At 65.3% G+C, this 22117-nt stretch carries 20 protein-coding genes and 3 tRNA genes; 12 read left to right on the top strand and 11 right to left on the bottom strand.

Going from position 1 to position 22117, the window contains the following annotated elements; all coding sequences use genetic code 11:
• The first annotated feature begins 20 nt into the window (after positions 1 to 20).
• The 5 genes from IM738_RS14595 to IM738_RS14575 all read left to right on the top strand — a co-directional run bounded on the left by IM738_RS14595 (position 21) and on the right by IM738_RS14575 (position 4451).
• Positions 21 to 1457, top strand: coding sequence for a M16 family metallopeptidase (locus tag IM738_RS14595; protein WP_442908431.1), 1437 nt, complete (start codon positions 21 to 23; stop codon positions 1455 to 1457).
• A gap of 8 nt (positions 1458 to 1465) precedes the next feature.
• Positions 1466 to 2809, top strand: a complete 1344-nt coding sequence (locus IM738_RS14590; RefSeq protein WP_442908430.1) for a M16 family metallopeptidase — start codon at positions 1466 to 1468, stop codon at positions 2807 to 2809.
• Positions 2810 to 2978: 169 nt separating this feature from the next.
• Entirely contained in the window at positions 2979 to 3581 is a 603-nt protein-coding gene (gene rsmD, locus IM738_RS14585) for a 16S rRNA (guanine(966)-N(2))-methyltransferase RsmD (protein ID WP_236961597.1), read from the top strand.
• A gap of 23 nt (positions 3582 to 3604) precedes the next feature.
• A complete protein-coding gene (coaD, locus tag IM738_RS14580) occupies positions 3605 to 4123 on the top strand; it encodes a pantetheine-phosphate adenylyltransferase (protein WP_236961595.1) in 519 nt (172 codons plus the stop codon).
• Between the two features lie 10 nt (positions 4124 to 4133).
• On the top strand, positions 4134 to 4451 hold the full coding sequence (locus IM738_RS14575; protein WP_236961593.1) for a YfhL family 4Fe-4S dicluster ferredoxin: 318 nt from the start codon (positions 4134 to 4136) through the stop codon (positions 4449 to 4451).
• Here IM738_RS14575 and pth read toward each other — a convergent pair.
• From pth to IM738_RS14540, 7 genes are all read right to left on the bottom strand, one after another.
• Positions 4382 to 5071 (bottom strand): aminoacyl-tRNA hydrolase, encoded by a 690-nt coding sequence (pth, locus tag IM738_RS14570; protein ID WP_236961591.1) that lies wholly within the window; start codon positions 5069 to 5071, stop codon positions 4382 to 4384. The genes IM738_RS14575 and pth overlap by 70 nt on opposite strands.
• Positions 5072 to 5149: 78 nt before the next feature.
• Positions 5150 to 5776, bottom strand: a complete 627-nt coding sequence (locus tag IM738_RS14565; RefSeq protein ID WP_236961590.1) for a 50S ribosomal protein L25/general stress protein Ctc — start codon at positions 5774 to 5776, stop codon at positions 5150 to 5152.
• A gap of 103 nt (positions 5777 to 5879) precedes the next feature.
• Positions 5880 to 6854, bottom strand: coding sequence for a ribose-phosphate pyrophosphokinase (locus IM738_RS14560; RefSeq protein WP_236961589.1), 975 nt, complete (start codon positions 6852 to 6854; stop codon positions 5880 to 5882).
• Positions 6855 to 6932: 78 nt separating this feature from the next.
• A tRNA-Gln gene (locus IM738_RS14555) sits at positions 6933 to 7009 on the bottom strand.
• A gap of 93 nt (positions 7010 to 7102) precedes the next feature.
• Complete coding sequence (gene ispE / locus IM738_RS14550) at positions 7103 to 7981, bottom strand: 4-(cytidine 5'-diphospho)-2-C-methyl-D-erythritol kinase (protein ID WP_236966324.1); 879 nt, start codon at positions 7979 to 7981, stop codon at positions 7103 to 7105.
• Between the two features lie 17 nt (positions 7982 to 7998).
• The gene (locus IM738_RS14545) at positions 7999 to 8511 is read right to left on the bottom strand and encodes a lipoprotein insertase outer membrane protein LolB (protein ID WP_236961588.1); all 513 of its coding nucleotides are present in this window, start codon (positions 8509 to 8511) and stop codon (positions 7999 to 8001) included.
• Positions 8508 to 10304: a tetratricopeptide repeat protein gene (locus IM738_RS14540; RefSeq protein ID WP_236961587.1), complete on the bottom strand. Its 1797-nt coding sequence runs from the start codon at positions 10302 to 10304 to the stop codon at positions 8508 to 8510. Before IM738_RS14540 ends, IM738_RS14545 begins: the two co-directional genes overlap by 4 nt.
• 90 nt (positions 10305 to 10394) lie before the next feature.
• Here IM738_RS14540 and mutM point away from each other — a divergent pair, with 90 nt between their 5' ends.
• From mutM to mutY, 3 genes are read left to right on the top strand one after another with little or no spacing between them, the layout of a single operon-like run.
• Complete coding sequence (gene mutM / locus IM738_RS14535; RefSeq protein WP_236961586.1) at positions 10395 to 11210, top strand: bifunctional DNA-formamidopyrimidine glycosylase/DNA-(apurinic or apyrimidinic site) lyase; 816 nt, start codon at positions 10395 to 10397, stop codon at positions 11208 to 11210.
• 50 nt (positions 11211 to 11260) lie between these two features.
• Entirely contained in the window at positions 11261 to 13204 is a 1944-nt protein-coding gene (locus IM738_RS14530; protein ID WP_236961585.1) for a dynamin family protein, read from the top strand.
• On the top strand, positions 13201 to 14271 hold the full coding sequence (gene mutY / locus IM738_RS14525; RefSeq protein ID WP_236961584.1) for an A/G-specific adenine glycosylase: 1071 nt from the start codon (positions 13201 to 13203) through the stop codon (positions 14269 to 14271). The genes IM738_RS14530 and mutY overlap by 4 nt, the downstream gene beginning before the upstream one ends.
• A gap of 3 nt (positions 14272 to 14274) precedes the next feature.
• Here the strand turns inward: mutY and rapZ are convergent, their stop codons facing one another.
• The 3 genes from rapZ to IM738_RS14510 are packed head-to-tail and all read right to left on the bottom strand — an operon-like array spanning position 14275 to position 17790.
• Positions 14275 to 15216 (bottom strand): RNase adapter RapZ, encoded by a 942-nt coding sequence (gene rapZ, locus IM738_RS14520; RefSeq protein ID WP_236961583.1) that lies wholly within the window; start codon positions 15214 to 15216, stop codon positions 14275 to 14277.
• Entirely contained in the window at positions 15213 to 16856 is a 1644-nt protein-coding gene (gene recN, locus IM738_RS14515) for a DNA repair protein RecN (protein WP_236961581.1), read from the bottom strand. The genes rapZ and recN overlap by 4 nt, the downstream gene beginning before the upstream one ends.
• 49 nt (positions 16857 to 16905) lie before the next feature.
• Positions 16906 to 17790, bottom strand: coding sequence for an NAD kinase (locus IM738_RS14510; RefSeq protein WP_236966323.1), 885 nt, complete (start codon positions 17788 to 17790; stop codon positions 16906 to 16908).
• Between the two features lie 127 nt (positions 17791 to 17917).
• On the opposite strand from IM738_RS14510, the gene hrcA reads away from it, so the two are divergent.
• The 4 genes from hrcA to greB all read left to right on the top strand — a co-directional run bounded on the left by hrcA (position 17918) and on the right by greB (position 19788).
• Complete coding sequence (gene hrcA, locus IM738_RS14505; protein WP_236961579.1) at positions 17918 to 18940, top strand: heat-inducible transcriptional repressor HrcA; 1023 nt, start codon at positions 17918 to 17920, stop codon at positions 18938 to 18940.
• A 36-nt stretch (positions 18941 to 18976) separates the two neighbouring features.
• Positions 18977 to 19053: transfer RNA gene (locus IM738_RS14500), tRNA-Ile, on the top strand.
• A gap of 26 nt (positions 19054 to 19079) precedes the next feature.
• Positions 19080 to 19156 (top strand) — tRNA-Arg (locus tag IM738_RS14495).
• A gap of 74 nt (positions 19157 to 19230) precedes the next feature.
• On the top strand, positions 19231 to 19788 hold the full coding sequence (gene greB, locus IM738_RS14490; protein ID WP_236961577.1) for a transcription elongation factor GreB: 558 nt from the start codon (positions 19231 to 19233) through the stop codon (positions 19786 to 19788).
• Between the two features lie 6 nt (positions 19789 to 19794).
• On the opposite strand, the gene IM738_RS14485 is transcribed toward greB, so the two are convergent.
• Positions 19795 to 22044, bottom strand: coding sequence for a RelA/SpoT family protein (locus IM738_RS14485; RefSeq protein WP_236961575.1), 2250 nt, complete (start codon positions 22042 to 22044; stop codon positions 19795 to 19797).
• Positions 22045 to 22117: the final 73 nt, after the last annotated feature.

Here is a 22117-nt window from a genome sequence, read left to right as displayed (position 1 = left end):
TTTGGAGTCCACCACATTCTATGAAACGCCTCTTGCCCACCCTCTCGACCTGGTTCCGTGCTGTTTGGATCGTTGGCATGGCTGCCTGGATGGGGTGGGGCCCGGCGGTGGCGGCGCCCGCCGCAGAGCCGGCGCAATCCTTCACGCTGTCCAACGGCATGACCTTGATCGTCAAGCCCGACCGGCGTGCACCGACGGTGGTGCACATGCTGTGGGTGCGCGTGGGGTCCATGGACGAGGTGGACGGTACCTCGGGCGTGGCCCACGCACTGGAGCACATGATGTTCAAGGGCACGCCCAGCCTGAAGCCCGGCGAGTTTTCGCGCCGGGTGGCCGCGCTGGGCGGGCGCGAGAACGCCTTCACCAGCCGCGACAACACGGCCTATCACCAGCAGGTGCCGGCCCAGCACCTGGAGGCGGTGATGCGCCTGGAGGCCGACCGTTTTGCCCACAACCGCTGGGAAGACGACGAGTTCAAACGCGAGATCGAGGTCATCAAGGAAGAGCGGCGGCAGCGCACCGAGGAGTCGCCGCGTGGCCGCATGTTCGAGGCTTTCAACGCCATGTCCTACCTGGCCAGCCCTTACCGGCGGCCGGTGATCGGCTGGATGAGCGACCTCGACGCGATGACGCCGCAGGATGTGCGCGACTTCCACCAGCGCTGGTACGTGCCCGGCAACGCGGCGGTGGTGATCGTGGGCGACGTGGACGTGGCGCAGGTGCGTGCCCTGGCCGAGGCGATCTACGGGGGCATCGCCGCCCGCCCGGTGCCGTCGCGCAAGCCGCGCCTGGAGCCCGAGCAACAGGGGCCGCGCCGCATGGAGTACCGCGCGGCGACCGAGCAGGCGCTGGTCGCGCTGGCGTACCCGGTGCCCGGCCTGCGGGACCCGCTGGCGCAGGACCCGGCGAGCCAGGACGCGTTGGCGCTGGCGGTGCTGTCCGCCGTGCTCGACGGGTACAGCGGCGCACGGATGGACCGGGCCCTGGTGCAGGGCGAAAAGGGACCGCGCGTGGCCGACAGCGCCAGCGCGTCGTACGGCCTGCTGGTGCGCGGCCCGGCGCAGTTCTCGCTCACCGCCGTGCCCGCGGCGGGCGTGAGCGCCGATACGGCGATCCAGGCCCTGCAGGCCGAGGTGGCGCGCGTGGCCCGCGACGGCATCAGCGACACCGAGCTGCGGCGGGTCAAGACCCAGTGGGCGGCCGGTGAGATCTACAAGCTCGACTCGGTCGTCAACCAGGCGCAGGAGCTCGGCACCTACTGGGTCAACGGCCTGGACATCCAGAGCGGTGAACGCCTGATGGCGCAGCTGCGCGCGGTCACGGCCGAGCAGGTGCGCTCTGTGGCCCAGCGCCACTTTTCGGACGACCGCCTGAGCACGGCGGTGCTCGTGCCCGATCCCACGCGCCGCGCGCCCGCGGCACCCGTCGGCCCGCGCCCGGTGTTGGGACGGCATTGAAAGTGACCATGTTGCACACCTCTCTTGCGGCCAGCGTTCGCTGGTTTCTTGTGATCGTCGGGGGGCTCGCTATGGCGATGTCCGCGCAGGCGGCCATTCCCATCCAGCACTGGACACACGCCAGCGGTGCCCGGGTCTACCTCGTGGCCAGCCCCGCGATCCCCATGCTCGACGTGCAGATCGACATGGACGGCGGGTCCCTGCGCGACCCGGCGGCCCAGGCCGGCCTGGCCAGTGCCACGGCGTCGCTGATGTCCGCCGGTGTGGCGGCGCACCAGGGCCAGCCCGCGCTCGACGAGAACCAGCTGAGCGAGGCCTGGGTGGACCTGGGCGCCCAGATGGGCACGCAGGCTGGCGGAGACCGGTTCAGCGTGTCACTGCGCACCCTGACCGAGCCCGACCTGCTGGAGCGTGCGGTGGCACTGGCCGCCCGGCAACTGGCTGCGCCCGCCTGGCCCGATGCGATCTGGCAGCGCGAACGCCAGCGTTGGCTGTCCTCGATGAAGGAGGCCGAAACACGGCCGGGCACGCACGCCGGCCGCGCTTTTGCACAGGCGGTGTACCGGGATCATCCTTACGGGCGCGAGGTCACCGCAGCCACCTTGGGCGCCATCACGGTGGACGACATGCGGTCCTTCTACCGGCGCCATGCCGCCGCCTGCCGGGCGCAGGTCAGCCTGGTTGGCGCCATCGACCGCGCCACCGCCGAGCGCATCGTGGACCGCTTCATGGCGGCACTCGCGCCGCACGGCTGCGAACCGCTGTCCAGGGTGACGCCGGTGGTGCCGTTGGCGCAAGCCGTGGAGCGGCGGCTGCCCTTCGACGCCGCACAGGCCCAGGTGCTGGTCGGACAACCCGGCCACCGCCGCAACGATCCCGACTTCTTCCCGCTGTTTGTGGGCAACTACATCCTGGGTGGTGGCGGTTTCGTCTCGCGCCTGACGACCGAGGTGCGCGAGAAGCGGGGCTTGAGCTACAGCGCCTACAGCTACTTTTCGCCTGGCCTGCACGGGGGCGCCTTTCAGGTCGGGTTGACCACGCGCCCCGACCAGGCCGAACAGGCGCTGGGGGTGGCCCGCGAGGTGGTGAAGCGTTTCGTCGACGAAGGGCCGACCGACACCGAACTGCAGGCCGCCAAGGACTACCTCATCAACGGTTTTGCGTTGCGCATCGACAGCAACCGCAAGCTGCTGGACAACGTGGCCAACATCGCCTGGAACGGTCTGCCGCTGGACTACCTGGACACCTGGACCGCGCGCGTCCAGGCGGTGACCGTGGCCGACATCCGCCGGGCATTTGCCCGCGTGCTGCAGCCGGACCGGATGGCGACGGTGGTCGTGGGCGCGCGTTAACCCACCCCCGTCGCGCTGCGCGCGACCCCCATAAGGGGGTCGATGCGATGCGGCCCGGCAGAGCCGGTTCCGCCGCATCCTTGGCTGGAGCATTTCGCGCCGGAGATGAGCGAGCCGTACACCCCGAGCAGCGAGTGAGCGCACCACGCCGGCTTGGTAAGCTCAGGGCATGAAAAAATCCGCTCCACGCCCCACCGTCAACGCCCCCCACGAGGTCCGCATCATTGGTGGCCTCTGGAAGCGCAGCAAGCTGCCGGTGGCCGACCGGCCCGGTCTGCGGCCCACGCCGGCGAGGGTGCGTGAGACGCTGTTCAACTGGCTGGGGCAGGACTTGCGCGGTTTCCGGTGCATCGACGCCTTTGCGGGCACCGGTGCGCTCGGTCTGGAGGCCGCTTCGCGCGGGGCGACCGAGGTGGTGCTGGTGGAGCAGGACCCGGTGCTCGCGCGCGGCCTCACTGCCGTCCGGGAACGGCTCAAGGCCGACACGGTGCGCGTGGAGCGGGGCGACGGCGTCGCGGCCTTGATGCAGCGGCGCGGGCAAGGGCTGGACCTGGTGTTTCTCGATCCGCCGTTCGGAGACGGCAATGACGAGCTCTACCTCGCAGCGCTGCGCGCGGCGCGCCAGTGCGTGCGCGATGAGGGTTTCATCTACCTCGAAGCCCCGCGCGCATGGGGGGCTGACGAACTGGCCCAGCTGGGCTTGCAGGTGTACCGGGCAGGCCAGGCGGGCGCGGTGGCCTTTCACCTGCTGCGGTTGTTGCCCGCACAGTGAGAGCGCTCGCGCATAATTCCGCCATGAACGCCGACGCTTCCCGCTCCGCGCGCTCACCGCGTGTGGCGGTGTACAGCGGCACTTTTGATCCCTGGACCCTGGGCCACGACGATGTGGCTCGCCGCGCCGCGCAACTGTTTGACGAAGTGATCGTCGCGGTGGCCATGGCCCACCACAAGAAGACCCGTTTCAGCCTGCAGGAGCGCATGGGCCTGGTGGCCGACGCGGGCGCCGCGATGCCCGGCCGGGTGCGGGTTTTGCCCTTCGACGGCCTGATCATGGACTTTTGCCGCCAGCAGGGCGCCCACGCGGTGGTGCGCGGCATCCGCAACATGACCGACTTCGACTACGAGGCACAGATGGCCGCGATGAACCGCAAGCTGTACCCGGCGGTGGAGACCGTTTTCCTGCTCCCGCAGGCCGAACTGCAATGCATCTCCAGCACGCTGGTGCGTGAGATCGCGATGCTCGGTGGCGATGTGTCGCAGATGGTCAGCCCCGCGGTGGCGCAGCGCCTCCAACCGCAGCCTGTGCAGGCATGAAGGTGACGCCATGGCCCTGATGATCACCGACGAATGCATCAACTGCGATGTCTGCGAACCCGAGTGCCCGAACCAGGCGATTTACATGGGTGCGGAGATCTATGAGATCGACCCCGACAAATGCACCGAGTGTGTCGGGCATTTCGACGAGCCCCAGTGCATGCAGGTATGCCCTGTTGATTGCATTCCGGTGAACCCGGCGCACGTGGAAAACCGTGAAACGCTCTGGCAGAAATACCAGCGCCTGACCCAATCGGGTCAACCCTTCTCCGGGGCGGATGAGGTGCCACCTTCGGCCCCCCCCTCCGCCGCTCCCGCAGCGGGCTGAGGGCCCGCACCGTCGGCTCTGGGTGTCCTCGGCGGCTTCGGGCGTGGGGGTTTGCTGGTGTGGATCAGGGCCGTGGCCTTGTCCATGTCGCCGGCAATCAGATTCGGCAGGGCCTTGAGCGTCCGGTCCAGCGTTTGTGCAATGGCGATGCGGTCATCGGGCGAGGGTTTTTTCAGCACCCAGTTGGCCACATCGTTCTTGTTGCCCGGGTGACCGATCCCGATGCGCAGGCGCCAGTACTCGGCGCTGCCCAGCTGTGTGTGGATGTCGCGCAGACCGTTGTGTCCGGCGTGGCCGCCGCCCTTTTTGAGTTTGGCTTCACCCGGCGGCAGATCCAGCTCGTCGTGCACCACCAGCACCTCCTCTGGCGCGATCTTGAAAAAGCGCGCCACCGAAGCCACCGATTTTCCCGAGAGGTTCATGAAGGTCTGCGGCTCGACCAGCCAGACGCTTTGTCCACCGACACTGGCCCGCGCAACCAGACCAAAGTGGCCGCGCTCCATTTGCAAAGGAACTTTCAGCAAGCGGGCGGCTTCGTCCACCCACCAGAAGCCCGCGTTGTGGCGCGTGTGTTCGTATTCAGGGCCGGGGTTGCCGAGGCCCGCGATGAGCTTGATCATGGGTGGATTATCTCAAGGGCTGAAATGACAACGGCCCGCCGAAGCGAGCCGTTTTGAGCAGCGAGAAGAGCGTTGTGCTTACTTCTTGCCCTTGCCCTTCTTCTTGTCGTCGACGGCTGCAACCACGGGAGCGGCAACCACTTCGGCAATCGGAGCCACCATGGTGGCCAGGGTCAGGTTGCTGCGGCCGTGCAGAACCAGCTTGATGCCCTTGGGCAGCTCGATGTCACCGGTGTGGATGGCAGCGCCCGTCGTGGCTTTGCTCAGGTCCACCGTGATGTGTTCGGGCAACTGGGTGGCCAGGCACTCGATTTCGATCTCGGTCATGACATGGCTGACCACGCACTTGTCGATCTTCACCGCAGGCGATTCTTCAGCACCCACGAAGTGCAGCGGCACCTTCTTGTGCAGGCGGGTCTTGTCGTCGACGCGCTGGAAGTCGATGTGAAGGACTTGCGGCTTGTAGGGGTGGTACTGCACGTCGCGCAGCAACACCTTCTGGACCTTGCCTGCGAGTTCCATGTCGAGGATGGAGGCGTGGAAGGACTCTTTCTTCAGCGCGTGCCACAGGGCGTTGTGATCGAGTTCGATCATCTCGGCCGCGGCTTCACCACCAAAAACGATACCGGGCGCGCGACCGGTGATGCGCAGACGGCGGCTCGCACCCGTACCCTGCTTGGCGCGCTCAAAAGCGACAAATTGCATGACTGACTCCTGTTGAGGGGTTCCGCGACCAGAACGCCTCGGGTTGAAAAAGGCCGCCTGCTTTCAATGCGCAGGGCGGCCCGCTTTTTGTTGCGTTCAGGCCTTAGAAAAGGTTGTCCTGATCAGCAAACAAACTCATGACCGACTCGCCCGAGGCAATGCGCGCGATGGTTTCGGCCATCAACGGTGCCACGGAGAGCTGGCGGATCTTGGCGCAGGCCTGGGCGGCTTGCGACAGAGGAATGGTGTTGGTCACGACCACCTCGTCGAGTGCGTTGCCTTTGGCAATGCGTTCGATGGCCGGGCCGGAGAAGATCGGGTGCGTGCAATAGGCGTAGACGCTCTTGGCGCCACGTTCTTTCAGCACTTCGGCGGCTTTCACGAGCGTGCCGGCGGTGTCGATCATGTCGTCCATGATCACGCAGTTGCGGCCTTCGATGTCGCCGATCACGTGCATCACTTCGGAGACGTTGGCCTTGGGGCGGCGCTTGTCGATGATGGCCATGTCGCAGTTCAGCTGCTTGGCCAGTGCGCGTGCGCGCACCACGCCGCCCACGTCGGGCGAAACGACCAGCAGGTCGGTGTAGTTCTTGGCGCGCAGATCGCCCAGCAGCACCGGCGAGGCGTAAATGTTGTCGACCGGGATGTCGAAAAAGCCCTGGATCTGGTCGGCGTGCAAGTCCATGGTCAGGACACGATCGACGCCGACCGCCTGCAGCATGTTGGCAACCACCTTGGCGGTGATCGGTACGCGGCTGGAGCGTGGGCGGCGGTCCTGGCGAGCGTAGCCAAAGTAGGGGATCACGGCCGAGATGCGCGAAGCCGAAGCGCGTTTGAGCGCATCGACCATGATGATGAGCTCCATCAGGTTCTCATTGGTCGGCGCACAGGTGGACTGGATCACGAACACTTCGCGGGTGCGCACGTTTTGCGTGATTTCAACCGTGACTTCACCATCGGAGAAACGGCCCACGTTGGCGGAGCCGAGGTGCGTGCCCAGGTGCTGCGCAATTTCCGCAGCCAGCACGGGATTGGCATTGCCGGTGAAGATCATGAAATCCGGGGGCTGAACTTGCATGGTATTCCCAGCTGTATCAACGGCCAGGGCGCTGGCCGTGCAGCGGCATCGCCGCTGCGTGTGTTTCATGAAAAATGGTGGCAGGGGAGGAAGGACTCGAACCCTCGCATGCTGGAATCAAAATCCAGTGCCTTTACCAACTTGGCGACTCCCCTACTCAGGACCCCTGTGCAGCTTGCGTTGCACAGGCGACCCAAAAAATGTCGCAGGTTGCGCATTCACTGACCGGGCTGGTGCGCGACCCGATTCTAATCGGTGCACCAGTCAAGCAATGGATGTGCATCCATGTTGCTGCATTCGTGGACCACCCAGTCATCCGGCGCACCGGACAGATCCACTGACTGCAGCATTTGCGCAAACACCGCAGTACCTGATCCGGTCATTCTGCCTCGCAGACCGCGAGCCGAAAGCCAATCCAAGCACTCCACCACATCGGGGCACAAGGCCTCAGCGACGGGTTGCAGATCGTTGTGACCGAACGCCAGGAGGTCCTGGAGATCGCAAGCCAACAATCCGTGTGTGTTGTTTGCAGCAAAGCCTTGGATTGTAGCAGTTTTTGTGGCCCGTTGCAGATTTGGTGCACTGAAAATGGCCTGAGTGGATGCGCCGGTCGCCGGTTTGACCACGACGAAGCGCGCCGGAGGCAATGAGATGGGGATCAATTGTTCTCCCACGCCCTCGACCCAGGCGTTTCTGCCACCAATGAAAAACGGCACATCGGCGCCCAGACGAAGGCCGATGGCGGCCAGCTCGGCGCGCTTCAAACCCAGGCCCCACAGGCGGTTGAGCGCGATCAGGCAGGTGGCCGCATCGGCCGAGCCGCCGCCCATGCCCGCCTCGGCCGGAATGCGTTTGTCGAGCCGGATGTGTGCGCCCATGTCGCAACCGGTGGCTTGTCGCAAAGCGCGTGCGGCTTTCAGGCAGAGGTCTTCCGGGGGAAGCTTGCCTGGCTGCATGTCCTCGCGACTCAAGCTGCCGTCGTTGCGCAGATCGAAGTGCAAGGTGTCGCACCAGTCAATCAGCATGAACACCGACTGCAACAGGTGGTAGCCGTCAGGGCGCTGCCCCGTGACGTGGAGAAACACGTTGAGCTTTGCGGGAGCGGCAACGTTCAACAACTGCCGCAAGGGTGCTTGGAGCGAAGTCATGGTTGGAACACGATGCGCAATTCGGCCGTCGGGAGCGGCTGTGTTCGTCTGGCGACGATGCGCCCGGAGGCTTGTCGGGAGAGGTCTGCCTGCCAGCCGTTGACCGACGCACCGTGTCCGCGCAGCCAGGCAAACAGGGCTGCCACGGGCAGTGCATGGCCGCCCAGCTCGGTGGTCAAGGTGTCCAGTGTCGGGCGCCTGGTGATTTTGTCGCCCTGGAGCAGCTCTGCGCCTTCGGGTGTCCAGCGAACGGTGGCCAGCGCGGTGCCCAAGGGGGAGTTGAGCTGCAGCTCCCCCGTCTGGGGCGTTCCACGCAGGTCAAAACCCGCCGAAAAAGATTGGGGTGGATCGCTGTCCACGGTGAGGGCCAGACGGCCATTCCAGTAGGGTGCTCCGTCGAGGGATGCGGTCGGTGCGGGTGTGGCACACGCAACGAGCAGCAAGGCGGCGCCACATGCTCCCACGGCACATCCGCGCCGCATGGCGCGCCAGGCGGTCGCCAGGATCATGGTTTGACGCGCAAGCGCTGCAGGGTGCTTTGCAAGGTTTCGTTGTCGCTGGCGAGCAGCAGGCCTTCCCGCCAGATCTTGAGTGCTTCGTCGCGTTGCCCTTGCGCCCACAGCACCTCGCCGAGGTGGGCTGCGATCTCGGCGTCCGGTCGCTTCGCGTAGGCGGCCCGCAGGATTTCCGTTGCACGGCCGGCGTTGCCCATGCGGAACTCGACCCATCCCAGGCTGTCCTGGATGTAGGCGTCGTCGGGCGCCAAAGCCACGGCCCTCTCGATCAACTGTTTCGCCTCGGGCAGCCGCAAGCTGCGGTCGGCCAGCGAATAGCCCAGTGCGTTGTAGGCGTGATGATGCTCAGGCTTGATGGCAATCACCTGGCGGAAAAGTCGCTCCATCGAGTCGATCTGGTTGACCTTCTCGGCCATCATGGCCTGGTCGTAGATCAAGTCACTGTCCTGGGGAAAGCGGGTCACGGCCTCGGCGTACACCTCGTACGCTTTTTGCCACTCCTTGAAGTCGCGCAGCAACTGGGCTTCGGCCACGAACTTGAGCCTGGCATCCTCAGGGCGGCGTTCCGGGTGGTTGCGCAACAGTGCCCTTGCCTTGGGCATCTGCCCCTGGTGCGCCAGCAGCGACGCTCGACGCATCTGTGCCGCCATGATGTCGTCGGCGTTTTCGATGCGGTCCAGCCAGGCGTTGGCGGCGGCGAAGTCCTTTTTCTTCTCAGCAATCTGCGCCATCAGCAAGTAGGCCTGGGTCAGACCCCGTGCGGCACGCTCGTCGCCTGCCTGTCGGGCCAGGCCCATGTAGGTTTGCAGCGACTGCGTGGCAGCCGGCAGGCGGTTGCTCTGCACCTGCAATGTGGCCAGCAGCAGCCAGGGCTCCATGACCTCTGGCTGCAGGCGGGTCAGTTGGTCCAGTTGAACCAGTGCCTCAGCGTTGCGCTGCAGGTCAAACAGGATGCGCGCGTAGGCCATGGCCACAATGGGTGAGCCACCTGCAGTGGGCGGGCTCGCCTTGAGTTGGCCGCTCACGACGGCCTCGGCTGCGCCCTGACCACGCTCCATCAGTTCCAGCGCAAGCAACGCCGGAAAGGCGGACGCAGGTTCGGCGGCATGTCCGCTGCGTGCAGAAGTCAGGGCTTGAGGCAACTGGTTGTCCGCGAGCTCCATGTACCCGATCGTTGTCCAGGCGGCCGCCGAATGGGCAGGGGATTTCAATGACGGCGCCAGGGCTTCACGAACCACCTTCAATGCCAGCGCCTTGTCTGGCACCCGGGAGAAAATCTGCGGGATGCTGTTGATGGCATCGTTGCGATTCGCGGCGGGCGCTCGCTCGACCAGCTTGCGCAGCACCGGCCCGGTTTCGGTCACCCGATTGAGCGCCAGCAGGATCTGGAGCTCGAAGCGATCTGCGTCGGTCGATGCAGGAATCGCCTGGGACCAGGCCCGGGCGGCGGCCAGAGCGGCTTCGCCCGAGCGCGCCTCCAGCGCAATGTCCACGGCGCGGCGGTACAGAAGGGGATCTTCTTGTTTTCTCGCCGCGTCCAGGATCAGCGAATAGGCCGTACCCGGTTCTCCGGCGGTCACATTGAGCTCGCCCAGCAGCAGCTGGTAGAACAACGGTGCGCTGAGGCTGGAGTTGTTCACCGTCGCCTCGGAGGACGTTTCGGGTTTGTCCTGGGCCAGCACCATCAGCGGCGAACCCAGCAAGCTGAGGCACAGCAGACCACTCACGGCCATCCGGTGGGCACGGCGCTGATGGCCACGTTGGCCGGGGTTTTGCAGGGTGTTCATCGGGTCATGATAATGGAACGGTGGTGTCCGACAGGGAGTGAGTCACTTGCTGTCGCCAGCGTTCCGATGGTCTCAAAAAATAGTTGTTCCATGCCTGAATTGCCCGAAGTTGAAGTCACGCGCCGCAGCTTTGCCGACCGCATCGCGGGCGCGACAGTGTTGGGCGTGGCGATGGGGAAGCCCTTGCGTTGGCCACTGGGCTGCGAGCCATCGACCCTGGTCGGGCGCGAGGTGAAAACCGTCGGCCGACGGGGCAAATACTTGGTGATCGAGCTGGATCAGGGCCTGCTGCTGTTGCATCTGGGCATGTCGGGCAGCCTTCAGTTTGCGTCCAGCCTGCCCGAGCGTGGTGTGCACGACCACTTCGAATGCCAGACCAGTCGGGGCCTGCTGCGCTTGCACGATCCTCGGCGGTTCGGTGCTGTGGTTTTCGCGGATTCGGTGGACGACCCGCGCGCCAGAAAGCTGCTGGACAGGCTGGGAGTGGAGCCGTTGGAGCCCGGGTTTGATCCGCGGTCTTTTCACCAGGCGCTGCGCCAGCGCCGCGCCAGCATCAAGCAGGTGCTGCTCGCGGGGGACATCGTGGTGGGCGTGGGCAACATCTATGCCTCTGAGGCGTTGTTCTTTGCCGGCATCCGCCCCACACTGCGGGCCGATCGGCTCAGTGGGCCCCGGGCTGCGCTGCTGCACGGTGCGGTGATCACCGTTTTGCAGCGGGCGCTCGCCTTGGGTGGCAGCACGCTGCGCGACTTTTCCAGTGCCGACGGGCAGAGTGGCTACTTTCAGCTCGATGCCATGGTGTATGGCCGCGAGGGGCTGTCTTGCCGCGTTTGCGCCACGCCGATCCGGCAACTCAAGCAGGGGCAGCGATCCAGCTTTTTCTGCCCGAGCTGCCAGAAGGCCTGAGGGCCTGAGGGCGCGATGCTATATTGGTTCCAAACACACCCCACCGGCACATGAGCTTCAATCAGGAATTTGACGAGCACGGCGCTTGGCGCAAGCAGTTTGCGCTGCGGCTCAAGCTGATGTCCGAATGGCTCAGCGACCACGATCTGCTGGAGGCGGGGGTGCGCGAGCGGCTGGATCAGCTGCACGTCCAGGTCAAGAACGACAAGATCATGGTGGCCTTCGTCGCCGAGTTCTCCCGGGGCAAGTCCGAGCTGATCAACGCGGTGTTTTTTGCCGGATACGGGCGGCGCATCATGCCCGCGAGCGCCGGTCGCACCACCATGTGTCCCACCGAGCTGGGGTACGACGCCGAGATTCCGCCTTGTTTGAGGTTGTTGCCCATTGAAACCCGGCTGCAATCCAAGTCGCTGCTGGATTGGCGCAACTCGACCGCCAAATGGGAGCGGGTGGATCTGGATGTCAACGATCCCCAGCAGCTCGCGCGGGCCATCCAGAAGGTGGCCGAGGTGCGCCGCGTCAGCCGGTCCGAGGCGGCCGCACTCGGTTTCTGGAACGACGAATTGCCCGACGACAACCCGCCGGTGGGCGCGGACGGTCTGGTGGAGGTGCCCAAGTGGCGCCACGCGCTGATCAACATGGCCCATCCCCTGCTCAAGCAGGGACTGGTGATTCTGGACACGCCAGGACTGAACGCCATCGGTGCCGAGCCGGAACTCACCGTGAGCCTGTTGCCGCAGGCGCACGCGGTGGTGTTCATTCTGGCGGCCGACACGGGCGTGACCAAGTCCGATCTGGCGATCTGGCGCCAGCACATCACCGGGCTGGCCGACGGTCAGGCCACCCGCCTGGTGGTGCTCAACAAGATCGACACCATGTGGGACGCGCTGAGCTCGCCCGAACAGGTGCAGCTGCAGGTCGCTTCGCAGCGCACGGACTCCGCCGATGTGCTGGGCTTGTCGCCACGGCAGGTGATCGCGGTGTCGGCGCAAAAGGGCTTGCTGGCGAAAGTCAGCCGCGACGACAAGCTGTTGCAGGCCAGCAACCTGATGGAGCTGGAGGCCGCGCTGGGCAGTGACATCCTGGGGCAGCGCCGCCAGATTCTCGGGGCGGCGGTGGCGTCTGGCGTGCAGGCACTGCGACAGGAAACCGGCCGCCTCGTGCACACGCGGGCGCGCGATCTGGTGGAGCAGGTTCAGGAGCTGGAAGGCCTTCGCGGCAAGAACACGGGTGTGATCAAGCAGATGCGTCTGCGCATCGAGCAGGAGCAGGCCGACTTCGACGCCAGCGGTGCCAAGATCCAGGCTGTGAGATCGGTGCATCTGCGATTGCTCAAAGACCTGTTTGCCCTGCTCGGCACCACGCAGCTGAAGACCCATGTGAGCGCGCTGGCGCGTGCGCTCAAGCAGCCGGGCATCAAGCTGGGGGTGCGGCGAGCCTATGGCAACACCTTTGAGCACCTGCGCGCCGACCTGTTGCGTGCCGATCAGTTGGCCACCGAGATCCAGTCCATGCTGGAGGGCAGTTTCAAGAACCTGAACGCCGAGTACGGGTTTTCGCTCCAGCCACCCACACCGCCGCAATTGAGCCAGTACCTCAAGGACCTGGAGTTGATCGAAAAGAGTCACCTGCAGTACCTGAGCCTGGGCAACGCGCTGCGCCTGGCGCAGCCCGAGTTTGCCGAACGCCTGGCGCGAGCGCTGATGAGCCGCCTGCGGGTGGTGTACGAAACGGCGGTCAACTCGGTGGAGCTCTGGAACAAGTCGGCCGCAGCCCAGCTGGATGCCCAGCTGCGCGAGCGCCGCCGCAATTTCAGCCGCCGCATCGAGGCGGTGTCTCGCATCCAGCAGGCCGCGAGTGGCCTGGATGACCGCATCCGTGAGCTTCAGGCCCAGCAGGCCCAGCTCAATCTGGTGGACGTCAAGCTGGCCGAACTCACCGGCCAGCTGCTGGCCGCACCCGAAGACACCTCCGCCGAAGCTGTCGCGGCATGAGCCGCGTCGCCGAAGGGGCCACCGGCTTTGCACCGGCGCTGATCCGTTGGCAACGCCACAGCGGCCGGCACGGCCTGCCCTGGCAGGGCACGCGCGATCCTTACCGTGTCTGGCTGTCTGAAATCATGCTGCAGCAGACCCAGGTCAGCACCGTCCTGGGCTACTACGACCGTTTTCTGCAACGGTTCCCCAACGTCCATTCGCTCGCCGCAGCGCCCGCCGACGACGTGATGGCGCTGTGGAGCGGACTGGGCTACTACAGCCGCGCGCGCAACCTGCACCGCTGCGCGCAGGCGGTGGTGTCTGAACACGGCGGGGTGTTTCCGTCCAGCGCAGAGGCGCTGGAGACCTTGCCCGGCATCGGTGCGTCCACCGCTGCGGCGATCGCGGCGTTTTGCCACGGTGAGCGGATTTCCATCGTGGATGGCAATGTGCGCCGCGTGCTGAGCCGCCTGCTGGCGTTTGATGGTGATCAGTCGCAGACAGCTCCCCAGCGCGCTTTGTGGGACATGGCGCAGGCCCTGTTGCCCACCGAGCCCACCGCGGCCGACATGGTCGCCTACACGCAGGGACTGATGGATCTGGGGGCCAGCATCTGTTCACGCACCCGTCCGGGTTGCGAGCGCTGCCCGGTGCAGTCCCTGTGCCTCGCCCATTTGGCGGGCACGGTGGAGCGTTACCCGGTCAAGACACGCAAGCTGTTGCGCCGGCACGAAAGCTGGTGGCTGTTGATTTGGCGTTGCGCTTCGCCGGACGGGCAGAAGGTCTGGCTGGAGCGTCGGCCAGCGCGTGGCATCTGGGCCGGCTTGTATTGCACGCCCGTGTTTTCGGGCGAGGCACTCGCCAGCGAGTCACCGCGGCTCGCCGGTCTCGTCGTGCATGAGCTGTCGCCCATCGTGCACAGCCTCACCCACCGCGAGTTGCGTCTGCATCCTTTGCTGGTGGACGTGCCATCGGACCGGGCGATGAACTCTCACGCGGATGGGCAGTGGGTTTTGCTGGACCGGCTGGAACAAGTTGGCTTGCCCACACCATTGCGCTCCCTGCTGCCGCAGTTGCCCGGCTGACCCTCAGGGGCCAGGCACCGCTGCGCGCGCTGGCGCCACGGGCCACCCATCCACTTCGCGATGGCGCAAGCGCGTCGCCCAGGCCACGGAGAACGCCTGGGCCAGTCGCTCCACCAGATAGACCGACCGGTGTTGTCCGCCCGTGCAGCCAATCGCCACCGTCACGTAGCTACGGTGGTCCTCCAGCATCTGGGGCAACCAGTGGCGCAGGAAGTCACCGATCTGCCGCTCCATCTGCGCGACCTCCGGGTACTCGGCCAGGTAAGCGGCCACCGGCGCGTCGCGTCCGGTGAGCGGACGCAGCGCGGCTTCGTAGTGCGGGTTGGGCAGCATGCGGACGTCGAACACGAAGTCGGCGTCCATGGGGATGCCGCGCTTGAACGCGAACGACTCGAACACCAGGGTCAGCGGCGCCTGTTGTGCACCGAGCAGTTCCTTGATGTGGCTGCGCAGGCGCGCCGGCCTGATCAGGCTGGTGTCGAGCACCAAGGCCTGCTCGCGCAGCTCGGACAGCAGTTCACGTTCGTATTCGATGGCGTCGGTCAGCGCACGGTGTTCGTCGTCCGACTGCTTGAGCGAGAGCGGGTGGCGTCGGCGCGTTTCGGAGAATCGGCGCACCAGGGTGTCGGTGGTGGCGTCGAGAAACACCGTGCTCAGGTGGATCTGCTGCCCGGGTTGTTTGAGGAGATCGGCCAGGCGGGCAGGCAGTCCGGGCAACGACGCGGCACTGCGCACGTCCATCGCAATGGCCACCTTGCTGGCCCGGTGGCTTTGCTCCAGCGCGATGAAGGACGCGAGCAACTCGGGCGGCAGGTTGTCGACGCAATAGAAACCCAGGTCTTCGAGCGCGGTGAGTGCGACCGATTTCCCCGAGCCCGACATGCCGGTGATGAGCACCAGCTCGATCTCGACGGGGGGCTTGCTGGACGGGGGCGGGGTGTTCATGCGGCGAGCAGCTCGCGCGCGTGCGCCAGCGAAACTTCAGAGCGGTCGTTGCCGCCGAGCATGCGCGCGACTTCGCTCACGCGTTGTTCCTGGTCGATCACAGTGACCGTGCTGTGGGTGGATCGCCCGTTCTGGCGCTTGCTCACCAACAGGTGGTGATCGCCGCAGGCCGCGACCTGCGGCAGGTGGGTCACGGCGAGCACCTGGCGGTCCCGGCCGAGCTGGCGCAGCAGCTGCCCCACGGTGTGCGCCACGGCACCACCGATGCCCGAGTCCACCTCGTCAAAAATCAGGGTGGGCGCCTGGCCCAGGCGGCTGGTGACCACCGAGATCGCCAGTGCGATGCGCGACAGCTCACCGCCCGAGGCCACTTTCCCCACCGGGCGCGGGCTGACGCCGGCGTGACCCGCCACGAGAAACTCCACCTGTTCCCAGCCACTCGCCTGCGGCTCGTCCAGGCGCTGCAGGGCCACCTCAAAGCGGCCACCCTGCATGCCCAGCGTCTGCATGGCCTCGCTCACGGCCTTCGACAGTTTGGGGGCAGCCTGCTGGCGTTTTTTGCTCAGCACGCTGAGTTCTGCTTCGAAGCCTTGCCAGGCCTTGCGTTCGGCGGCTTTCAGGCTGTCGAGGTCCAGCGCCTGGTCGATCTGCGCGAGTTCGGTTTTCCAGGCCGTGTGCAGCTCGGCCAGTTCTTCGGGTGGGCGCCGGTAGCGTCGGGCCAGAGACATCCACAGCGACAGGCGCTGGTCCAGCGCTTCGAGGCTGGCAGGGTCCTGGTCGGCGTGGCGCGCGTACTGGTGCAAGCTGTGCACGGTGTCCTGCACCTGGGCCAGCGCGGCCTCCAGCGCTTCGATCGGTCCGCCGAAGGCCGGCTCGATGTGGGCCTGGGCCTGCAACGCACCCAGGGCACGGTGGATCAGGCTGGCGGCGCTGCCTTCTTCGTCGTCCAGCGCCGCCACCGCCAGCTGGGCGGCGTCCTGCAGCCCTTGGGCATTGGCCAGGCGGCTGTGCTGTGCGTTGATGTCTTCCCATTCGCCGGCCAAGGGCCGCAGTTTGTCCAGCTCGCCGATCTGCCAGGCCAAGCGCTCGCTTTCCAGCTGCAGGGTGTTCTGCCGCTCGATGGCGGTGTCCAGGGCCTTGCGGTGCTGGCGCCAGCGTGCCCACAACGCCGAGGCAGTCGAGGTGTCGATGCCGGCGTAGGCGTCCAGCAGGCCGCGCACCGCATCGTTGCGGGTGAGGCTTTGCCAGGCGTGCTGGCCATGGATATCGACCAGATCGTCTGCCAGTGTCTTGAGCTGTGCCATGGTGGCGGCACTGCCATTGATCCAGCCCCGGCTGCGGCCCTCGGTGTCCACGGTGCGGCGCAGCAGCAGGCTGTCTTCGCTTGAGAACCCCTGTTCTTCCAGCCAGGGCTTGACCGACGCCGGTGTGTCGAATTCGGCCGCGATCTCGCAGCGGGTGGCACCCTCGCGCACCACACCGCTTTCGGCGCGGGCTCCCAGGGCGAGTTGCAGCGCGTCGATCAGGATGGACTTGCCCGCACCGGTTTCGCCGGTGAGCACGCAAAAGCCCTGATCAAGTTCGAGGTCCAGCGACTGCACGATGACGAAGTCGCGCAAAACGATGCGTCTGAGGCTCATGGGAGGAATTGGAAACGGAGGAAACAGCGGTCGTATTCTGACCGCTATTTCACGCGCCTTCGTTCCAGTGCAGTTTCTTGCGCAGTGTGTCGAAGTAGCTCCAGCCCTGCGGGTGCAGCAGACGCAAGGTGTGCTCCGAACGCCTCACCACGATGCGGTCGCCGTGCATCAGGCTGGTGAGCGACTGCATGTCGAAGTTGGCGCTGGCGTCCTTGCCTGAGACGATTTCCACCGCGACCTCACAATGTGCCGGCAACACGATGGGCCGGTTCGACAAGGTGTGCGGCGCGATCGGCGCCATCACCCAGCCGTCGATGGCCGGGTGCAGCAGCGGTCCGCCCGCGGAGAGCGCGTAGGCCGTGGATCCGGTGGAGGTGGCGATGATCAGGCCGTCGGCGCGCTGGTTGGCCACGAAGTGGCCATCGACCTCGACCCGCAGCTCGATCATGCTGGCCACGCCACCCCGGTTGACCACCACATCGTTGAGTGCAGTGGCCTCGAACACACAGCGACCGTCGCGCCAGACGCTGGCGGCCATCAGCGCACGCGTGTCTTCTTCGTATTCGCCCCTGAGGATCGACCGCAGGTTGTCCCGGTAGGTGTCGAAGGGGATGTCGGTGATGAAACCCAGGCGACCCTGGTTGATGCCCACCAGGGGCACCCCGTAGCGGGCGAGTTGCCGCCCGATGCCCAGCATGGTGCCGTCGCCGCCGAGCACCAGCGCCAGATCGATGGACTGGCCCATGGCCGGCACGTCCAGCGCGGGGTACTGCAGCAGGCCGGTGTTGAGCGCTGTCTCCCGCTCCAGCGACACCTCGCAGCCTTCGTCATGCAGGAAATGAGCCACTTCCTCCACCACGTCGCGCGAGCCCGGGGCCTGGTATTTGCCGACGATGGCCACGTGCGCAAAACGCAAAGTCTTTCCGTCGGGCATGGACCCGTGGCGATGGGGGGAGGGCAGGCTCATGCACAAATTACAACATAGGCATTGGTGTGACCCGCCCACAAAAACCCTTGCACATGGACCGCCGCCACTTCGCTGGCGTCCGTAAAATGAAGGCATGTTGGATGACCGCGCCAAGTTGCTGCTCAAAGCCCTCGTCGAGCGATACATCGCCGACGGCCAGCCTGTGGGGTCGCGCACGCTGGCCAAGGCGGCCGGCATGGAGTTGTCGCCAGCGACCATCCGCAATGTGATGAGCGACCTGGAAGAACTGGGCCTGATCGCCAGCCCTCACACGTCGGCCGGTCGCATCCCGACTGCGCGCGGTTACCGGCTGTTCGTTGACACCATGCTCACGGTGCGTCGCGAAGGACTGGTCAGTGCGGACGAGATGGGGGCCGCCGGCATCGAGGCCGGTGCCCAGCCGCAGCGGGTCATCAGCCACGCGGCGCAGATGTTGTCCAGTCTGTCGCAGTTTGTCGGTGTGGTGATGGCACCCAGACGCACGTCGGTGTTTCGCCACATCGAGTTTTTGAGCCTGTCCGAACGTCGCGTGCTCGTGATCCTGGTCTCGCCCGAGGGAGATGTGCAGAACCGCATCATCCACACACAGGTCAGTTTCAGTCAGTCGCAGCTGCTCGAAGCCGCCAACTTCCTCAACGCGCACTACGCGGGCCTCACCATGGAAGAAGTGCGCGCGCGACTCAAGACCGAAGTGGATGCGCTGCGCGGCGAAATCGCCCAGCTGATGCAGGCGGCCGTCGACATCGGGACCGGAACTGGCTCGGCGCAAGAGCACATCGTGGTGTCTGGGGAGCGCAACCTGCTGTCGGTCAGCGAGTTCTCGAGCGACATGGGCCACTTGCGTCAGCTCTTCGACCTGTTTGAACAGAAGACCCAGCTGATTCGCCTGCTGGATGTGTCCACCCAGGCCGACGGCGTGCGCATCTACATCGGCGGCGAGAGCCAAGTGGTGCCGTTCCAGGAGCTGTCTGTGGTGACCGCGCCGTATGAGGTGGATGGCCAGGTCGTGGGTACGCTGGGCGTGATCGGCCCGCAACGCATGCCCTACGACCGCATGATCCAGATCGTCGATGTGACCGCCAAGCTGGTGGGCAATGCGCTGAGCCACAACAAATGAGCGGGTTGGCCCGGGCCCTACAATGCGTGCCTTGCCGGGCCGTTAGCTCAGTTGGTTAGAGCAGAGGACTCATAATCCTTTGGTCGTTGGTTCAAGTCCAACACGGCCTACCAAAAACCGTGCTAGAATACGAAGCTTAGCGGCTGTAGCTCAGCTGGATAGAGTACTTGGCTACGAACCAAGGGGTCGTGGGTTCGATTCCTGCCAGCCGCACCAAATGAAAAGCCTGCAGCCACAAGCTGCAGGCTTTTTTATTTTCCGATCGCATTCTTTCCCTGCCTTCACTGTTCATGAGCAAGGCCTTCACCCGCGAGACCGACAACGACGCAGACGACGAGCTCCCCGCTTCGCCAGCGTTGCCCACCGGTGTCAACTACATCACCCGTTCCGGCTACGACCTGCTGCGCTCGGAGCTGTTCGGCCTGATCGACGATGAGCGGCCCAGGATCGTGGAGATCGTGCACTGGGCCGCCAGCAATGGCGACCGCTCGGAAAATGGGGATTACCTGTATGGCAAGAAGCGTTTGAGGGAAATTGACCGGCGCATACGTTTTCTGACCCAGCGTCTGGAAATCGCCGAGGTGGTGGACACCTCGCTTCATCACGGGGGCGATCAGGTGTTTTTTGGCGCGACGGTGGTTTACTCCGACGACAGTGGCGCCGAAACCACGGTCACGATCCTGGGGGTGGACGAGGCCCGAAGCACACACCACGAGATCAGCTGGGTGTCTCCAGTCGCTCGTGCGCTGCTGAAGTCGCGCGTCGGCGACGTGGTGCGATTGGTGGTTCCCGGTGGTGTGCAGGAGCTGGAGGTGCTCTCCGTCACTTACCCGGCACCTGCCACCTGAGTCTCCTCAGGGCTTGAGGCGTTGCGCCTTGAGCACGGAATTCGTGCGTTTGAGGCTGCGCAGCACTTCCGCCAGGTGCACCCGGTCCCGAACCGCCACCGAGAAACGGATGTCGGTCGCCGTCTGCGCGGGCTCGTCGCCCATGTCCACGTGGGTGATGTCGGCTTCGGCGGCGGCGATGGCCGAAGCCACGCGGGCGAGCACCCCTTTGCCATTGGTCACGGTCACAATCACTGTGGTGTCAAAAGCACGCACCGGGTCGTCCGACCATTCCACCTGCAGGAAGCGCTCGCTGTCACGGGCCAGCAGGCGCCGTCCGGTCGGGCAGTCTTCGGCGTGCACGATCAGGCCTTCTCCACGGCCCAGGTAGCCGACGATGCGGTCGCCGGGGATGGGTTTGCAGCAGGAAGCGTATTGCACCGACAAGCCTTCGCTGCCATCCAGACTCACCACGCCTTGTGACACCGATTCGTTCTCGCCCGAGGCGTAGCGTTCGGTGCTGATCAGGACCGCGTCGGGTTTGAGGCCGGTTTCTGCCAGCAGCACCGCCAGTTTTTTGCCGACCATGTTGGCAATGCGCTTGCCCATGCCGATGTCCGTGAGCAGCTCATTGCGGGTCTTGTTGCCGGTGAAACGCAGCAGTTTGTCCCAGGTGGCCTTGTACTCGCCGCTTTCAGTTGGCAGGGTGGCGAGCCCCTCGGAGCGCAGGGCCTGCGTCAACATGCGCTCACCCAGTTCGTTGGCCTTTTCCTGTGCCAGCGTTTTCAGGTGGTGCCGGATCTTGGATCGTGCGCGGCCCGTCTTGACGAAGGACAGCCAGGCCGGGTTGGGCTCGGCGGTGTCGCTGGTGACGATCTCGATGATGTCGCCGTTGGCCAGCTCGGTGCGCAGCGGGCGCTGCTCGCCATTGATGCGGGCGCCGACGGCCCGGTTGCCCACGCCGCTGTGGATGGCGTAGGCAAAGTCCATCACGGTCGCGCCCCGCGGCAGCGCCATGATCTTGCTCTTGGGCGTGAACACATAGACCGCATCGGGAAACAGGTCGATCTTGATGTGGTCCCAGAACTCGCTCGCGTCGTGGGTTTCCTGCTGGATGTCCAGCAGCGACTGCAGCCACTGGGTGCCCAGGCGCTGCGACATGTCGCTGTTGGGTTCGCTGGCCTTGTAAAGCCAGTGCGCCGCCACGCCCGACTCCGCTACAACATCCATGGCGTGGGTGCGTAGCTGGAATTCGATGTTGGTACCGAACGGGCCGATCAGCGTCGTGTGCAGCGACTGGTAGCCGTTGACTTTCGGGATCGCCACGTAGTCGCGGAACTTGCCCGGCACCGGTTTGTAGAGCTGGTGCAGCAGACCCATGCCGGTGTAACAGTCGCTCAGGTCGGGCACCACGATGCGGAAGCCGTAGATGTCGGTCACCTGCGAAAACGACAGGTGCTTGGTGTCCATCTTGCGGTAGACCGAATACAGGGTCTTCTCGCGACCCACGATGCGCACCGACATGCCATGTCGGGCAAACGTCGACTCGACCTCGCGCTGCACCCGGCTGATCAGGTCCTTGCGGCGGTTGCGCGACTTGTTGAGTGCCTTGGACAGGACTTCATAGCGCCAGGGGTGCAGGAAACGGAACGCCAGGTCCTGCAGTTCGCGGTACGTGAAATTGAGTCCCAGCCGGTGAGCAATGGGTGCGTAGATCTCGAGGGTCTCGTTGCTGATGCGTTGCCATTTGTCGCGCGGCATGTCACCCATGGTGCGCATGTTGTGCGTGCGATCGGCGAGCTTGACGAGAATGACCCGCACGTCCTTCGCCATCGCCAGGAGCATCTTCCGGAACGATTCGGCCTGGTTCTGCTCTCGCGTGTCGAAGGCCAGCTTTTCCAGCTTGGTCAGGCCGTCCACGAGGTCGGCCACCGGTGCGCCGAAGCGCTCCACCAGTTCGGCCTTGCTGACACCACAGTCTTCCATGGCATCGTGCATGAGCGCCGCCATGAGGGCCTGGGCGTCCAGCTTCCATTCTGCGCATTGGGCGGCCACCGCGATCGGGTGGGTGATGTAGGGGTCGCCGTTCTTGCGCAGCTGGCCCAGGTGGGCTTCGTCAGCGAAGCGGTAGGCCTTGCGGATGCTGTCGATGTCACTCGGGCCGAGGTAGTCCAGCTTGCCCACCAGCGCGGCAAAGCTCGCCGCCGCCGCGCTCGCGGCCGGTTGCGAGGGCTTCACGGGGCGTTTGGAACTGCCGGATTCGGCTTGGGTGATCATCCCGCTACTTTAGCTTGAGATGCCTGCCACTGCCGGACGCCGTTCGGATCAGCCTTTCTGGGCGCAGCGGCGG

This window comes from Hydrogenophaga sp. SL48 (assembly GCF_021729865.1).
In the GTDB taxonomy this organism is placed as follows: domain Bacteria; phylum Pseudomonadota; class Gammaproteobacteria; order Burkholderiales; family Burkholderiaceae_C; genus Hydrogenophaga.
Note: the sequence above shows the minus strand (reverse complement) of the source record. Positions and strands in the feature narration are given on the sequence as shown.

Bases quoted from the DNA above. Each gene is read 5' to 3' on its own strand.
- IM738_RS14595 (WP_442908431.1), top strand. From the start codon at position 21: ATGAAACGCCTCTTGCCCACCCTCTCGACCTGGTTCCGTGCTGTTTGG.
- IM738_RS14590 (WP_442908430.1), top strand. From the start codon at position 1,466: ATGTTGCACACCTCTCTTGCGGCCAGCGTTCGCTGGTTTCTTGTGATC.
- rsmD (WP_236961597.1), top strand. From the start codon at position 2,979: ATGAAAAAATCCGCTCCACGCCCCACCGTCAACGCCCCCCACGAGGTC.
- coaD (WP_236961595.1), top strand. From the start codon at position 3,605: ATGAACGCCGACGCTTCCCGCTCCGCGCGCTCACCGCGTGTGGCGGTG.
- IM738_RS14575 (WP_236961593.1), top strand. From the start codon at position 4,134: ATGGCCCTGATGATCACCGACGAATGCATCAACTGCGATGTCTGCGAA.
- pth (WP_236961591.1), bottom strand. From the start codon at position 5,071: ATGATCAAGCTCATCGCGGGCCTCGGCAACCCCGGCCCTGAATACGAA.
- IM738_RS14565 (WP_236961590.1), bottom strand. From the start codon at position 5,776: ATGCAATTTGTCGCTTTTGAGCGCGCCAAGCAGGGTACGGGTGCGAGC.
- IM738_RS14560 (WP_236961589.1), bottom strand. From the start codon at position 6,854: ATGCAAGTTCAGCCCCCGGATTTCATGATCTTCACCGGCAATGCCAAT.
- IM738_RS14545 (WP_236961588.1), bottom strand. From the start codon at position 8,511: ATGATCCTGGCGACCGCCTGGCGCGCCATGCGGCGCGGATGTGCCGTG.
- IM738_RS14540 (WP_236961587.1), bottom strand. From the start codon at position 10,304: ATGAACACCCTGCAAAACCCCGGCCAACGTGGCCATCAGCGCCGTGCC.
- mutM (WP_236961586.1), top strand. From the start codon at position 10,395: ATGCCTGAATTGCCCGAAGTTGAAGTCACGCGCCGCAGCTTTGCCGAC.
- IM738_RS14530 (WP_236961585.1), top strand. From the start codon at position 11,261: ATGAGCTTCAATCAGGAATTTGACGAGCACGGCGCTTGGCGCAAGCAG.
- mutY (WP_236961584.1), top strand. From the start codon at position 13,201: ATGAGCCGCGTCGCCGAAGGGGCCACCGGCTTTGCACCGGCGCTGATC.
- rapZ (WP_236961583.1), bottom strand. From the start codon at position 15,216: ATGAACACCCCGCCCCCGTCCAGCAAGCCCCCCGTCGAGATCGAGCTG.
- recN (WP_236961581.1), bottom strand. From the start codon at position 16,856: ATGAGCCTCAGACGCATCGTTTTGCGCGACTTCGTCATCGTGCAGTCG.
- IM738_RS14510 (WP_236966323.1), bottom strand. From the start codon at position 17,790: ATGCCCGACGGAAAGACTTTGCGTTTTGCGCACGTGGCCATCGTCGGC.
- hrcA (WP_236961579.1), top strand. From the start codon at position 17,918: ATGTTGGATGACCGCGCCAAGTTGCTGCTCAAAGCCCTCGTCGAGCGA.
- greB (WP_236961577.1), top strand. From the start codon at position 19,231: ATGAGCAAGGCCTTCACCCGCGAGACCGACAACGACGCAGACGACGAG.
- IM738_RS14485 (WP_236961575.1), bottom strand. From the start codon at position 22,044: ATGATCACCCAAGCCGAATCCGGCAGTTCCAAACGCCCCGTGAAGCCC.